Below are 14,978 nucleotides of genomic sequence, written 5' to 3'. Positions count from 1 at the left end.
TCAACCCGTTGGATTACTATCTTGGGAACCGTGATCAAATACGAATGTAGCGCCGTATACGGAAGACCGTACGTACGGTGCAATGGGAGGGTCGAGCCGCAGGTGCGGCTCACTCTACCCTATTGCTTGTCAATGATGATCAGAATTCTCTTTGCGCCAGGTAATGATACTGGCTGCTGCAAGTCCAATGGCACCAATGATAAGCAGCCATTTTCCGATTCCTGTATGAATATTCAGGCCGGTATCATAACCGGAATAATTCATCCTGGTGGCATAACTGATCTGGTGATGCAGTACAAAAGTGAAGATCAATGCAAATACGGCACCAATGCGCAGAAGCGGCATGTACTTCTTGGCACGGTAAGGAATGATCAATGCAGCAATACCAATGACATCCAGCAGTACTGCCAGCAAAGAGTCAATATCATAGGCATTTCCGCTGATGGAGTAGCTTGACTCAAGCATTGACATCTTGATGGAAAACAGGGGAAATATGGTACCGGCAATCAACAGAACACCACTGATGCCATACAGATAATCCGTCTGGAATGATTTCTTTTCCAGCTGCGGTTTCACTTCGCTGTTTTCAGCTTCAGGTTTCTTTGGCCCCTCTGTGCTCTTCTCTGTGGTATTGGTGTCTGCTGCTGGGCTTTCTTCCTTCTTTTCTTCAGCATTATCTGAAGATTCTGACTTTACTGCAGGATCTTCAGGCTGCGGCTCATCCAGTTTCGCACCGCACCAGGAACAGAAATTCGCATCGTCGCGGTTTTCTTTGCCACATTTCTGACAGGTTTTCATAATATGATCCCTCCTGATCTCTCTATCAGAATTATAGAATGAAATGCACTTCTGTGCGCAAGCATCTGCACATGATATGAAAAAGAGCTTTTATGAGTTGGTGGCAATAATATGCTATTATATGGGAGCTAATCAGCTATCAATTCATAAATGCGACAATATAATATTATTTATATCAGGAGGAACATGATATGACTGTATTAAGAATAGAACAGAGACATACAAGTCTGGCATCACGGATGCTGGATGCAATCCGCCAGGGCATGGAGATTTATGGCTGGACAGCTGTGATGATGGATGGAGCACGCTGCCACAATGCACAGATGATGGATGAGGCAGACAGACATCTGCAGAAAGTGACAAGATAACGTATTACATGGTGATGATCATGACAATTGGCATGATCATCTTTTTTTGTGCTATTCTGGAGAAACAGAGGTAATGATTTATGGAAAACAGTGAATTGATTAAGCTGGCGTTGAAAGCCAGAAAAAATGCGTATACACCGTATTCGCACTGGGCGGTTGGGGCCGCATTGCTTACCGCAGATGGAGAAGTGTTTCAGGGATGTAACATTGAAAATGCGGGCTTTACGGCGACCAACTGTGCCGAACGGACTGCCTTCTTTTCGGCTGTCTGTGCAGGACATCGCGACTTTGTCAAAATTGCCATCGTGGGCGGCAAGGCAGGCGAAGAGCCAACCGTTATCTGTCCGCCATGCGGTGTGTGCCGGCAGGTCATGATGGAATTCTGCAATCCCGATACATTTCAGATTGTGCTTGGCATTGATCCCTCTCATCTGGAAGTTCATACACTCAAGGAGATGCTGCCAATGGGATTCGGACCTAAGGATCTGGATGGTGTGTGCTGATCATCTGGTCTTATAATATTTGCTGAAACTGGATATATTCATATAACCAGTTGACGGTATAATTGCTCTCAAAGAAAAGGGGACAATTATATGGAGAACAAACGAAATCCGGTTCTGCGGCTTTGTGTCATCGGCCTGATGGCAGCACTGGCCTATGTTTCATTCACATATCTGAAAATCAACATTCCAACACCGGGCGGCTATACTGCCTTCCATCTTGGCAATACATTTGATGTACTTGCCGCATTGTTACTGGGCGGTCTGCCAGGCGGCATTGCCGGTGCCATCGGCATGGGCATTGGTGATCTGCTGGATCCGGTTTATATTACCGTTGCGCCAAAGACCATCATCCTGAAACTTGGTATTGGCGTCGTTACCGGCCTGATTGCCCACCATGCTTTTCATATCAACCGTCTTTCCGGGAAGAAACTTGTCTGGGCAACTGTGATATCCTGTGCGGGCGGCATGTTATTCAACTGCATTGGTGAACCGCTGTTTGGCTATTTCTATACAGCCTATATTCTGGGTGCACCAGCCAAGGCTGCAGCTGCTCTGGCCAAGTGGAATGCCGTAACGACTTTCACCAATGCAATTCTGGCCGTGATTATTGCCAGCATCCTGTATCTGGCACTAAGACCGCGCTTGGCGAACAATGGCACATTGAAGAAGATTGGTCCAAAGTATTAATGGATCGATTTCTCGATTCAGGCATCTGCGGATGCCTTTTTTGTTCAGCAAGACTACAATAAGGATGATATCTGGAGGTGTGATATGGGTGTGCTGCAGGTAAAAAGAATTTATCTGGCTCCTGAGGAAACAGATGGCTGCCGGATTCTGGTGGACAAGCTGTGGCCAAGAGGGATTTCCAAAGAGAAGGCTATGCTTTTCTATTGGGCAAAAGAAGCTGCGCCAAGCAATGAACTGCGCAAACAGTTCCATGCGGACCATGACTTTGATGCCTTTAGGACAGCGTATCTGAAAGAACTGGATGACAATGCAGCTGCATTGGATCTGCTTGCTGTGGTCAAACAACATCTTGCAAATGAGAATGTGACACTGGTCTTTGGCTCCAAAGATGAAGCACATAACAATGCGCCTGTACTGGCAGCGTGGCTGCAGTCAAAACTGGACTGATACATACTGAATGGGTACAATTTCTGCATGAACAGAAAGTATATATTCCTTGATATTGACGGCACGCTGTACAGCGTCGCCCAGGGCGGCATCCCTGCCAGCGCTGAGCAGGCAATCTTTGCGGCCAGACATAACGGCCATAAGATTTTTCTGTGTACAGGCAGATCTCTGGCGGAGATTGTAAGTTATCTGGACTATAAATGTGACGGTTTCATCATGGGCGCCGGGGCAATGGTATATGCCGAGCGCAAACGGATCTTTGACCATCCCATTCCAGAAGAAGATGTGACCCGGTTCCGGCAGCTGCTGGATTCTATGGGCTTAGGCTATTCGCTGGAAGGCAGTGCCGGTGCCTATTGTTCCCCAGCCGGCTATGAAAAGCTGTTATGGTATTTCTCCGGTGGTGCGAAGGATCGCAGCGTGCAGATTGCCAACGCTGAGAAAAACTGTACATATCCGGTATCTTATGGCGATGAAGAATCAGATCATATATATAAAATCTGTGCATTTGGAGACAGCTGGGAACCAAAGTATCCAGAACTCGAAAAACGTTTGCAGGAACCATATATTCTGACCCAGTCCATGAATCTGCCCGATGATCATTTCTGCATTGGTGAGATTACCAATGGACAGATTAATAAAGGTACAGGCATCGGCCATGTGCTTTCGTATTATGGCGGCAGTGTGGAAGATACGATCGGCATTGGTGACAGCAGCAATGATATTCCGATGTTCAAAGCTGTGCATCATGCCATTGCCATGGGCAATGCCACCCCTGTCACAAAAGAAGCGGCGGATTGGGTGACGGCAGATATCGGCAGCCATGGCATCCTGATTGCCTTTCTGCATGAAAATCTCATTACGGTACAGCAGTATGATGAATTACTGGAAGCACTGGCCCGCCAGGAAGGAAGTCAAAGATGATGAATCAGATGGAAATACAGGATGGCTTTGATACATGGAATGAACATGTGCTGACCATGATTACCCTGATGAACAGTGATGATCCTGCTTTGATCGGGCTGCAGATTGATGGTAAACAATATGCTGGCCATGAGCTTGCGGCCCATCTGCAGGATAAACAGGCAGCCTTTGTTTTTACAAAGCAATTGCAGAGTGCAAACCAGATGGTTTATACGGGAAAATCATCCATACTGCACGACATCTCTTTGTCATTTGCACGTGATCAGAAACCGGTGCTGCGCTATGATGGCACACCTGCAGAAGCAGATGAATTTGTCTATCAGCTGATCAAAGCTGTTGGCATGATCTTTCCCCAGGTCAACAAGCTGTATGCCGGGACAGTACACTTTGCCTCAGGTTCTTTGATCATTGATCAGAAAGTTGTTCTGGATGACAGAATGACATGGGATGCGTTCCAGAAGACACGTCTGTTTCGTGATGCACTTCCTCCTGTATCAAAGGATAAAGTGAATATCGGCCGGCCGGTATCATTGTTTGGCAGAGAATGGGTGATGTCGCTGCATTTTGGTAAGAAGAACCTGTCTTTGATCAGTATGCGGCTGATTATGCCTGGTAAGGATGGACAGGCTCATTATCAGAATCTTAACGATGATGAGATGCGTCTTGGCTTTGATCAGGCATGTGCATTGCTGAATCATGCCAGCGGCCAGGAAGGATTCCGCCAGAAGCTGAATGGTATGGTATGCTATGGCTATGAGAAGCTGAACGTGATGGCTGTTCAGGACAGACAGGATGCGTGTGTCTGCTTTGTGATGATGTTTGGAAGGGATGATGCCTGATGTCGAAAGATCTGACGCTGCTTCTGATTGTGATTGGTGCTGCGGCCTTTGCACTGCTGTTTGCAATCGATCTGATGCTGACGGTGCATCATCCGGTGACCCGCAAGTCAAAGGCAAAGTGCACAGGCATTGCCAATGGCTATATCATGCACCGGACATCTGTTTCAAAGACAGTTGATAATATCAGCGTACAATACAGTGTCTATGGCATCTTCTATACACTGATTGAAGGTGTTCCATCAGATGACAGGCTGTTCCGGGAAGGGACACAGACACGTGTTTTCTATAATCCGGCGATGCCATTTGTTGCTTATCTGAAGGATAAGGAACAGCTGAAAAAATAATATTGTTAATACTCACAATTGCGGATGGGCATTTTCTTCTGGAATGCTAAACTGATAACAGGCAGTATTTCTGCCAGCAGGCATTCTATGCCTGCTGAAAGGCGGGCTGTACTTTGATACTTTCCGCAAACTGATATCTGGTTCCTGCCTTTCCTTGTTTAGACCGGTTAAGCCGGTCTCTTTTTGTATGAAAAAGCCGCGTGATCTCACGCGGCATCGCTTACTTTGTATCGTTATGTTTTGGTCTTGGCGGCAGAATGGTAAGATGCTCATCCTTCATCTGTGCCAGTTTGGCTGCCGGACCAATGATGCATACCGGTCCCTCTTTCATGGCATCAGAAAGCTTTGTGCCAAGTACATCCAGTTTCTGGATGGTACTGTGCAGCATCTTCCGGCGGTTTTCGCATCTGGTCTCATACGAGATGCGGCCAAACCATCTGGCATCAGACACAATGATGCGGCTTCTTGGTGAAAGCAAAGGCGAGACAGCGGCAATGGCACCGATCACATAGGATGTAATATCCATGTTTTCCTCTGCTTTTTCATGCAGATAAGTGCCGATATTGGCAAAGGCATGCAGGGCATTGGCAGGATCCGGATCACGGTAGGAGTAGGCTGTTACCCCGCCAAGGGAATTGCCGGAGATGCCGGTGCCATAGGCACCGCCCTTGACTCTGACTTCATTCCACAGCCAGTCATAGGTCAACAGATGTGTCATGACATGGATATGGGCATCATATGCCGGCAGAAGAACACCTCTGGCAGCATAGGAAACATCACCCGGGATCACAATGCCTTCATTCTGCTTTGCAAGCAGCGGATAATGTACCTTTGCCCGATGAGCATCTCCCTTTGGCAGGCCATCAATCAGGGCATGCAGCCAATCGATTCCACCATCTTCTGTAACAGAAATGGTCAGACGGGAAGTAAGGAAGAGATTGTCACGGAACAGTTTAAGATCCTGGATCACTTCATCAATTTTGTCGGCATAATCGGCTTCCAGGCTTTCCAGCCATCTGCCGCTGGTAAAGCCGGCAGTATATTCTGAGAAGACGCCGTCAGCACTGAGACGTGCATTGATGCGTCCTGCCGCAAAAGCATGGCCGCTGCTTGTCAGTGTCTGCTCAAAGTCCTGCACGGACTGGCGCAGCAATGGCAGAATCAGCTTTGGATCAAACTGTGTTTCCGTCAGGATTTCTTTGATCAGATCCAGTGCTTTCTCTTTGTTAGCAGAAAGGACGGAGCAGCGTACAGCAATCATCGGGAGTGTTGCGGCTGGATCACAATCCGGGGCATAGGAAACCGGTGTAAAGGTGAGCGAACCGATCCATGTATGCACAAGTTTCTGCAGCTGGGCTACGGTGTGATGGGCGGTAGGCAGTTCACCAAGCAGGCTTGTCAGAAAGCCAGCCTCTGGCAGCATCTCTCTTCTTAATCCGGCAATGTTGAAGTACAGATTGAGATAGACAATGCCGGAAGGCTCTTTCGGATACACAAGCACCGGTACATCGTTGTATTCTGTCTCTTCATATTCATCTTTCCGCGGAACTTTCTCCACATCATCCAATGTCAGCTTTGGCAGAGTGTTCAGGTTTTCTGTGCTGTCAGGAGCAGCCTGCCATGCCTCAAGTGATTTTGTGGCTTTGACCATCGCATTGACATCCGGCCAGCTTTGTTTTGCATCGGAAAGCTTTTTCTGTTCTGCTTCTACCCGTGCTTTACCGGCATTTCTGTCTGCCACAGCAATCACGGTCTGCAGTCTGCCGTCATCCGCAAAGAACTCATCCAGCAGCTTCTCAAAGTAACCGGAATCTGCTTCTTCACGGAGCTGCTGATATAATGAGCCGACATTGAGATACAGGGCAGGATCACCGCCATACAGCCAGCTTTCCATGGCATCCTCGGCATTCATGACACCGCTTGGTTCCTGCTTTTCACGATAATGGAATTCCATCTGGTTCAAGGCAGCAGTCAGCTCACTCTTATCAATGCCCTTTTTGCGCAGTGAGGCAATGACATCCTTGATGACGGCTTTGATCTCATCCAGCTTCTCCGGCTGGGTATTGCGCACGGTGAGCAGGCAGTATGGCTGCTGGATGCCATCATACAGGTCAAAGGAAACATCTTCACACAGTCCTTTTTCCAGCAGCGGCTTCTTCAATGGCGCATCATTGTTGCCGGTGAGTACTTCCGACAGGGCGGAAAGGGCAATGTTTCTTCTGGCATCATCAAAGCGTGACATGATGCGGCCAAAGCTGATGATGGAACGGTTCTTGTCATCCTCTTCTGCAGAGATTTCAAAGGGTACCGTGATGGTTCTGCCTTCGGCAGCCTGCTGCATGGGAATCTCAAAGTCCTGGTCCATCTTTGTGCCTTTGGCAAGGTAATTCTCATCGATATAGGTGAGAACTTTTTCGACATTCAGATCACCATCCAGCCAGATTCTGGCATTGCCAGGCTGATAGAACTTCTTATGGGCAGCCACAAAATCTTCATAGCTGAGATCGGTGATGCAGGCAGGATCGCCGCCGGACACATACTGATAGCAGGAGTCCGGGAAGAGCAGACGATTCATGGCATTCAGCACCGTCTCATCCACATTGGCAAAGGCACCTTTCATCTCATTGAGCACTACGCCTTTGTATACCGGCTGCTCATCTGCCTTGTGGATCTCATAGTGCCAGCCTTCCTGATAGAAGATATTGGGATTATGGCGCACAGCCGGGCAGAAGACAGCATCCAGATACACAGACATCAGGTTCATGAAGTCTTTCTCATTGCGGCTTGAGATCGGATATATCGTTTTATCATCAAAGGTGATGGCATTGAGAAAGGTGTTCATACTGCTTTTGAGCAGTTCGACAAATGGCTCCTTGACCGGGTAGCGGTCACTGCCATTGAGCACGGAATGCTCAAGAATATGAAAGACGCCGGTGTCATCAGACGGAATGGTCTTGAAACAGATGGCAAACGTCTTGTTTTCATCATGATTGTTCAGCCAGCAGATGCGGGCACCGGTTCTGATATGCCGGTACTCATACAGTTCTGCCTGAAAGTCTGGCAGAAAACGGGTGCTGACCAGTTCATAGTTCTTGATGGAATGATTTCCTTCCACGTGTATTACCTCCAGTTACAACCGCTATTATAAGGAAAACAAGAGAAATGGGGTGGAAAGTGAACGAATTTCACGAAAGCAGAAAAGAATTTCTGTAGGCATGTTTTGATTGACTTTCTATAATGGCTGAGAATGCAGGAGGCATAACAAATGGTTTTAAATGCAGTAAAAGATCTGACAGCCTATGGAATCAGACATCATTTGATTGGTCCTGAGGATGCCGTTTATGCAGGCAACCAGCTGCTGGATGTGATGAAGCTGGAACCGCCGGCAGATTTCCAGATTGATGGGGGAGATGGCAGCCGGCCGCTGGAAGAGATTCTGAAGGAACTGCTGGATGATGCCGTATCAAGAGGAGTGATTGAGGATGGCACAGCCACCCGTGATCTGTTTGATACACGGCTGATGGGTGTATTGACACCACGCCCTTCCCAGGTGATTTCACAATTTCATCAGTATTATCAGGAAAGCCCGGAAAAAGCGACGGATTATTTCTATCAGCTGAGCTGTGACAGTGATTATGTACGTACTTACCGGATTGTCAAAGACCGCAGATGGAAGACGGCAACGCCGTATGGTGATTTTGATATCACCATCAATCTTTCCAAGCCGGAGAAGGATCCCCGTGCCATTGCGGCAGCACTGAAGAAGAAGCAGGAAATGTATCCGAAGTGCCTGCTGTGCCGTGAAAATGAAGGATATGCAGGCCGTCTTGACCATCCGGCCAGACAGACCATCCGGCTGATCCCGTTAACCCTGGATGGGGCACGCTATTATATGCAGTACAGTCCGTACAGCTATTATCATGAGCACTGCATCGTGCTGTCCCAAAAGCATGAACCGATGCATATTGACCGCCATGCCTTTGCCAGCCTTCTGGACTTTGTGCATCAGTTTCCGCATTACATGATTGGATCCAATGCGGATATTCCGATTGTAGGCGGCTCCATTCTGACCCATGAACATTTCCAGGGAGGAAAGTATGAATTTGCCATGGCAAAAGCACCCATCCGCCAGACATTTACAATTCCGGGTTTTCAGGATATTCAGGCCGGCATTGTCAAATGGCCGATGAGCGTCATCCGTCTTGTTTCCAAAGACAGAGAACAGCTTTGTGACTGTGCAGATCATATTCTGCAGACATGGATTCATTACAGCGATGAGGAAGCAGGCTTCCATGCCTTTGATGGTGATGTGCGCCACAATACCATCACGCCGATTGCCCGCAAACGGGATGGAAAGTATGAGCTGGACCTGGTGCTGCGCAATAACTGCACAAGTGAGAAATATCCGTTTGGCATTTTCCATCCGCATCCGGAATATCATCACATCAAGAGAGAAAATATCGGCCTGATTGAAGTCATGGGTCTGGCGGTGCTGCCTTCCCGTCTTTTGAAAGACATGGAAAAGATGAAGGAAACTGTGATGAAAGGACAGGATGTATCGGCTGTTCCTGCTCTGGAAGCACATGCGCCATGGCTGAAAGAAGTAGAACAGCGCCATCCTGAGATTGCAGGCAGCACAGATGGAAATCTGGTTGACAGTGTGCTGCAGCAGGAAGTCGGCACGGTATTCCTGCATGTATTGGAAGACTGCGGCGTGTTCAAGGATACAGAGACAGGACGTGCACAGTTTGCACGTTTCCTGCAGACACTGGGTGCATAATGATATCGGCAGGATATAATGGAATAGCAAAGGAGAAAATGAAAATGAAGATTCTGGTGACTGGCGGCACAGGTTTTATTGGCAGCCATACATGTGTTGAACTGCTGAATGCAGGCTATGACGTTGTTATTGCTGACAACCTGTACAATTCCAAGGAACTTGTTGTGGACAGAATTGAAAAGATCACAGGAAAGCGCCCTGCTTTCTATAACATTGATGTAGCGGACCGCAAGGCTCTGAATGATCTGTTTGACCGTGAAAAGATTGATGCAGTCATTCATTTTGCCGGCTATAAGGCGGTTGGTGAATCGACCCGCAAGCCGATTGAATACTATACGAATAACCTGAATACAACTCTGGTGCTGTGTGATGTCATGCGCCATCATGGCTGCAAGCGTTTTGTCTTCTCGTCCAGTGCAACAGTGTATGGTGATCCGGCCTTTGTACCGATCACGGAGGAGTGCCCGCTTGGTGTGACAACCAATCCGTATGGTGAAACCAAGTCCATGCAGGAAAGAATCCTGACAGATATCTGGAAAGCAGACAATGAGTGGCAGGTCATGCTGTTAAGATACTTCAATCCGATTGGTGCTCATGAGTCCGGTCTGATTGGCGAAGATCCAAAGGGTATCCCGAACAATCTGCTGCCGTATGTCAGCCAGGTTGCCCTGGGCAAGCTGGAGAAGGTGCATGTCTTTGGTGATGACTATGACACACCGGATGGCACCGGCGTGCGTGACTACATCCATGTTGTGGATCTGGCCAAGGGACATGTCAGCGCCATCCGCGGCTTTGATAAGCTGAAGGGTGTCAATATCTTCAATCTTGGCACAGGTGTCGGCTACTCTGTGCTGGATATCATCCATGCCTTCTCCAAAGCATGCGGCAAGGAAATTCCGTATGTGATTGATCCGCGCCGCCCTGGTGATATCGCAACATGCTATTCTGATCCGACAAAGGCATATAAAGTGCTTGGCTGGAAGGCAGAAAAGAATCTGGATGACATGTGCCGTGATGCCTGGAACTGGCAGGTAAAAAATCCAAACGGTTACGGTGACTAACAGGCAGGCTGCAAAGGCAGCCTGTTTTTCTTCTTCAAATTCATATCAAAATACTGGACATTTGAAAAAGTTCAGGTAACATAGTCTTTGTCAGGAGGATCCCATATGAAGATGGTAACAGTATTCACGGCCGTATGTTGTTGCATGTATCATACCGGGATTCACCTTGCGTGATTCACGTATTTTACGTGCATCAGAAGTGATTTGCAGTGATACCCGGTGTAAAGAGATACACCGGGTTTTTGTTTGGAAAAAGGAAAAAGGAGAAAATTATGAGCAAGATTTACACATCCGTAGAGCAGCTGATTGGCAATACGCCGCTGCTGGAACTGACAGGTATTGAAAAAGAGTATGGTGTCAAGGCAAAGCTGCTGGGCAAGCTGGAGTATCTGAATGCGACCGGCTCCATCAAGGACAGAATTGCCAGACAGATGATTGATGATGCAGAAAAGGACGGCCGCCTGCAAAAAGGTGGTACAATTATTGAACCTACTTCTGGCAATACCGGCATTGGCTTAAGTGCTGTTGGTGTTTCCAGAGGATACAGGGTAATTATCGTGATGCCGGATTCCATGTCGGTGGAGCGCCGCAAGCTGATGAAGGCCTATGGCGCTGAGCTGGTGCTGACAGAAGGTGCCAAAGGTATGAAGGGTGCCATGGCAAAGGCAGATGAACTGTCCAAGGAGATCCCGGGTTCCTGGGTTGCCGGCCAGTTTGTCAATCCTTCCAATGTGAAGGCACACTACACAACCACAGGTCCGGAAATCTGGAATGATACCGATGGCAAGGTTGATATCCTTGTGTCTGGTGTCGGTACCGGCGGAACACTGACAGGTACCGGTAAGTATCTGAAAGAGAAGAACCCGAATGTCAAGGTTGTGGCAGTGGAACCGGATTCTTCGGCAGTGCTGTCTGGTGAGAAACCAGGTCCGCACAAGATTCAGGGTATTGGCGCCGGCTTTATTCCGGAAGTGATGGATACAAGTCTGATCGATGAGATTGTGCGCATCACCAATGATGAAGCACTGAAGGTAGGCAGTGAGTTCGGCCGCCGCACCGGTGTACTGGTAGGTATCTCTTCCGGTGCGGCAGTGGCAGCAGCCATCAAGCTGGCACAGCGTGAAGAAAATGCCGGCAAGAATATTGTTATTATTCTGCCGGATTCCGGAGACCGTTATCTTTCTACATCAATGTTTGCAGAGTAAGTAAATTACAGGAGGACACATGAGCAAGGCAGCAGAAATTCTGGCAGAACTGGATCATATCAATGATCCATCTTTGATGGCATCCTCGGGTCTGCCAGACCGCAAGGTGATCGTATATCTTCTCAAAGAAGCACAGGTCATTCTGCTGCCAGGGTACTATCATTTCTCTGACCTGAGTCCGATGGAAGCCTTTGTGGAGCTGCAGGCATGCCTTGAGAAGGAAATCCGCATTGTCAACAACCGGATCGGTGATCCTTCTGTGGATGCCTCAGCCATTGCGGATACCTTCATGTCCTCTTTACCACAGGTGAAGAAGCTGTTGATGAGTGATCTGCAGGCCATCTATGATGGTGATCCTGCTGCTAAAAGCAAAGCAGAGATTATTCTCTGCTATCCGGGCTTCTATGCAGTCATGATTTACCGTATTGCCCATGTCCTGTATTCCCTGCATGTGCCTTATCTGCCCAGAGTGATGGCCGAATATGCCCATGAAAAAACCGGTATTGATATCAATCCCGGTGCCACCATCGGCGCATATTTCTGTATTGATCATGGCACTGGCATCGTCATTGGTGAAACGGCTGTGATCGGGGAACATGTCAAGCTGTATCAGGGCGTAACCATTGGTGCCCGCAGTTTCCAGCTCGATAAAGAGGGCAATCCGGTCAAAGGCGGCAAGCGGCATCCGGATATCGGCAGCCATGTTGTCATCTATGCCAATGCGACCATTCTCGGCGGTGATACTAAAGTAGGAGATCATTCCGTGATCGGCGGCAATGTCTGGCTGCTGCACAGTGTGCCGCCGGGATCTGTGATCTATTACACAGGCAGTCAGAAATAAATGAAGAAAACAGAATCTCTAGCGGGATTCTGTTTTTGCTCTGGCAGTATGTACTTCATTCAGAAAGACTTCTGAGCGAAGCAGGTCTGCTTTCAGTGCTGCTTGGATGAAATCATTCAGACTGCAGCTGCGGCTGTCGGCTGCCTCCTGCAGATCTTTGACAAGGTCTTCGTCCAGATTGAGTTCAATTTTCATGATCAAGCCTCCCCGTGGTCAACATCATTATATCGGTTTGCCTTCATGAATGGAATCATTCATGATAAAAGTCCATTAAACATGGTATTTGTGCCTGAGGTATGTTTATTGTGCCGCCTTCATGTTCTGCTAGTATAATGACAGGAAATGAGAGAGGGTTTGATGATGTTTCAGAAGATTGGAAATTATTTGAAGAAAAAATATGCCGGTACAGACCGTAAGACCGTGATTGTCTATATTGTTCTGCGTGTTCTGGTCGTGCTGTCTTTGATCCGTGAGCTGACAAAGGGCGATTTAAACAATGCAGTGCTCTGTATCCTGTCTCTTGTTCTGTTTACACTGCCCCATCTTGTCTCGTCCCGTTTCCGCATCACGCTTCCCAGTGCCCTTGAAATCATCATTTATCTGTTTATTTATGCAGCGGAAATCCTTGGTGAAATCAATAATTTCTACATGATTATTCCCTTCTGGGATACCATCCTGCATACGATTAATGGATTCCTGTGTGCAGCCATCGGCTTCTCGCTTGTGGATCTGCTGAACCAGCACAGCCACCGTCTGAATCTGTCACCGCTGTATCTGTGCATTGTATCCTTCTGCTTTTCCATGACGGTTGGTGTCTGCTGGGAATTTATTGAATTTTCGGCTGACAGCCTGGTGCGTACGGATATGCAGAAAGATACATGGGTGCATAGTATTTCCAGTGTGGCCTTGAATCCGGAGAAAAAGAATAAGCCGGTCATCATCAAAGGAATCAAAAAAACCGAGCTCTATCTGGAAGATGGCTCGGTGTATACGATGGATAACGGCTATCTGGATATCGGCCTGATTGATACGATGTCAGATCTGTTTGTCAATCTGGTCGGTGCAGCAGTGTTCAGTGTGTTCGGCTATTTCTATGTGACAAACCGTGATAAAAAGTCCATTGTGACAAATTTTATTCCGCGGCCTATGGATCAGTCTTCTGATCCGGAAAATGCCTGAAGAAACAGGTTATTGACCAAGGAAGGAAGATACGTTGTCTGGCGTGATTTTCTGATACGAAGAATAATAGCTGTGGCCGTCCTGCAGGTTGAGATCCTGCAGGCTTTTATTGTTCATCAAAGCATCCGCAAGCTGATAAATCTTTTCCGCCTGATCTTTGTAGTTGTTATATACAGTGCCGATGATTTTCCCGCTATTGACCAGACTGATGCCTTCTTTCGTGCCATCAATGCCGGCAATGGCAGGACGCATATCCATAGAGATGCCGGCATCATCATAGGCCTGCACAGCACCGGCTGCCATTTCATCATTGTTGCACAGAAGCAGTTCGATATACGTTCCATCTTTAATGAGCTGTGAGGTTTTGTCATAAGCTTCATCACGCTGCCAGTCACAGATGGCATAGCCGGCTTTTTCAAGGGAAATACCGGCTTCATCAAGCGTAGAAACAGCGGTTTCAGAACGGATGATGGTATCCTGGTGGCCGGGCTCACCTTCCAGTATATAGTACTGGATGATGCCATCCTGATTGCGGTCTGCTTCGGGATGGGTGGCCAGCCAGTTGGCTGCGATCTGTCCCTGCAGACGGCCGCTTTCTTCGGCATCGGCGCCGACATAGTACAGTTTCTCCCAGCGCGTCAGATCGCTTTGTACCGGTTCCCGGTTGAAAAAGATCACCGGAATATTTTTATCCATGGCGGCATTGATGATCGTGGAAGTGGCGGATCTGTCCACCAGATTGATGCAGAGAATATCGGCACCATCATCAATCAGATCATTGACCTGATCGTTTTCATTGAGCTGGGAGCGGCCGGCATCCGTAATAGAGACATGGATGCCGTCTTTTTCCGCTTCAGAGGAAAGGGTATCACAGATCGAGGAGATAAACGTATCGCTGCCATCATAAACGGCAACACCGATACTGTATGTTTTCTTGGATGGGGCAGCACTGCAGCCCGAAAGGGACAGTGCCAGCGCACAAAGGATTGCAAGTTTCTTCAT

At 48.0% G+C, this 14,978-nt stretch carries 16 protein-coding genes; 12 read left to right on the top strand and 4 right to left on the bottom strand.

Annotated elements, in window-relative coordinates; genetic code table 11:
- Positions 1–129 precede the first annotated feature (129 nt).
- Positions 130–798, bottom strand: a complete 669-nt coding sequence (locus SOI44_RS07405; protein WP_331348572.1) for a zinc-ribbon domain-containing protein — start codon at positions 796–798, stop codon at positions 130–132.
- 191 nt (positions 799–989) lie between these two features.
- On the opposite strand from SOI44_RS07405, the gene SOI44_RS07400 reads away from it, so the two are divergent.
- From SOI44_RS07400 to SOI44_RS07370, 7 genes are all read left to right on the top strand, one after another.
- The gene (locus SOI44_RS07400) at positions 990–1,166 is read left to right on the top strand and encodes a hypothetical protein (protein ID WP_331348571.1); all 177 of its coding nucleotides are present in this window, start codon (positions 990–992) and stop codon (positions 1,164–1,166) included.
- A gap of 80 nt (positions 1,167–1,246) precedes the next feature.
- Positions 1,247–1,669 (top strand): cytidine deaminase, encoded by a 423-nt coding sequence (locus tag SOI44_RS07395; RefSeq protein ID WP_331348570.1) that lies wholly within the window; start codon positions 1,247–1,249, stop codon positions 1,667–1,669.
- A gap of 90 nt (positions 1,670–1,759) precedes the next feature.
- Complete coding sequence (locus SOI44_RS07390) at positions 1,760–2,356, top strand: ECF transporter S component (RefSeq protein WP_331348569.1); 597 nt, start codon at positions 1,760–1,762, stop codon at positions 2,354–2,356.
- Positions 2,357–2,440: 84 nt separating this feature from the next.
- The gene (locus SOI44_RS07385) at positions 2,441–2,803 is read left to right on the top strand and encodes a DUF488 domain-containing protein (protein WP_331348568.1); all 363 of its coding nucleotides are present in this window, start codon (positions 2,441–2,443) and stop codon (positions 2,801–2,803) included.
- Between the two features lie 27 nt (positions 2,804–2,830).
- The gene (locus tag SOI44_RS07380; RefSeq protein ID WP_331348567.1) at positions 2,831–3,727 is read left to right on the top strand and encodes an HAD family hydrolase; all 897 of its coding nucleotides are present in this window, start codon (positions 2,831–2,833) and stop codon (positions 3,725–3,727) included.
- On the top strand, positions 3,724–4,566 hold the full coding sequence (locus SOI44_RS07375) for a hypothetical protein (protein WP_331348566.1): 843 nt from the start codon (positions 3,724–3,726) through the stop codon (positions 4,564–4,566). Before SOI44_RS07380 ends, SOI44_RS07375 begins: the two co-directional genes overlap by 4 nt.
- A complete protein-coding gene (locus SOI44_RS07370; RefSeq protein WP_331348565.1) occupies positions 4,566–4,910 on the top strand; it encodes a hypothetical protein in 345 nt (114 codons plus the stop codon). Before SOI44_RS07375 ends, SOI44_RS07370 begins: the two co-directional genes overlap by 1 nt.
- Before the next feature lie 220 nt (positions 4,911–5,130).
- Here the strand turns inward: SOI44_RS07370 and SOI44_RS07365 are convergent, their stop codons facing one another.
- Entirely contained in the window at positions 5,131–8,025 is a 2,895-nt protein-coding gene (locus SOI44_RS07365) for an insulinase family protein (protein ID WP_331348564.1), read from the bottom strand.
- 150 nt (positions 8,026–8,175) lie between these two features.
- Between SOI44_RS07365 and SOI44_RS07360 the strand changes: the two genes are divergently transcribed.
- The 4 genes from SOI44_RS07360 to epsC all read left to right on the top strand — a co-directional run bounded on the left by SOI44_RS07360 (position 8,176) and on the right by epsC (position 12,797).
- A complete protein-coding gene (locus SOI44_RS07360) occupies positions 8,176–9,690 on the top strand; it encodes a UDP-glucose--hexose-1-phosphate uridylyltransferase (protein ID WP_331348563.1) in 1,515 nt (504 codons plus the stop codon).
- Between the two features lie 44 nt (positions 9,691–9,734).
- Positions 9,735–10,751 carry a UDP-glucose 4-epimerase GalE gene (gene galE / locus SOI44_RS07355; RefSeq protein ID WP_331348573.1) on the top strand — a complete coding sequence of 339 codons (1,017 nt, stop codon included), beginning with the start codon at positions 9,735–9,737 and terminating at the stop codon, positions 10,749–10,751.
- Positions 10,752–11,023: 272 nt separating this feature from the next.
- A complete protein-coding gene (cysK, locus tag SOI44_RS07350) occupies positions 11,024–11,956 on the top strand; it encodes a cysteine synthase A (RefSeq protein ID WP_331348562.1) in 933 nt (310 codons plus the stop codon).
- A 19-nt stretch (positions 11,957–11,975) separates the two neighbouring features.
- Positions 11,976–12,797, top strand: coding sequence for a serine O-acetyltransferase EpsC (gene epsC, locus SOI44_RS07345; protein WP_331348561.1), 822 nt, complete (start codon positions 11,976–11,978; stop codon positions 12,795–12,797).
- An 18-nt stretch (positions 12,798–12,815) separates the two neighbouring features.
- Here the strand turns inward: epsC and SOI44_RS07340 are convergent, their stop codons facing one another.
- A complete protein-coding gene (locus SOI44_RS07340) occupies positions 12,816–12,992 on the bottom strand; it encodes a hypothetical protein (RefSeq protein WP_331348560.1) in 177 nt (58 codons plus the stop codon).
- 162 nt (positions 12,993–13,154) lie between these two features.
- Between SOI44_RS07340 and SOI44_RS07335 the strand changes: the two genes are divergently transcribed.
- Positions 13,155–13,976, top strand: coding sequence for a hypothetical protein (locus SOI44_RS07335; RefSeq protein ID WP_331348559.1), 822 nt, complete (start codon positions 13,155–13,157; stop codon positions 13,974–13,976).
- A gap of 9 nt (positions 13,977–13,985) precedes the next feature.
- Here the strand turns inward: SOI44_RS07335 and SOI44_RS07330 are convergent, their stop codons facing one another.
- Complete coding sequence (locus SOI44_RS07330; RefSeq protein WP_331348558.1) at positions 13,986–14,978, bottom strand: galactose ABC transporter substrate-binding protein; 993 nt, start codon at positions 14,976–14,978, stop codon at positions 13,986–13,988.

Origin of the sequence: Lactimicrobium sp. (assembly GCF_036453465.1) — a bacterium.
In the GTDB taxonomy this organism is placed as follows: domain Bacteria; phylum Bacillota_I; class Bacilli_A; order Erysipelotrichales; family Erysipelotrichaceae; genus Bulleidia.
The sequence above is the reverse complement of the archived record's forward strand: the minus strand, read 5'-3'. Positions and strand labels throughout refer to the sequence as shown.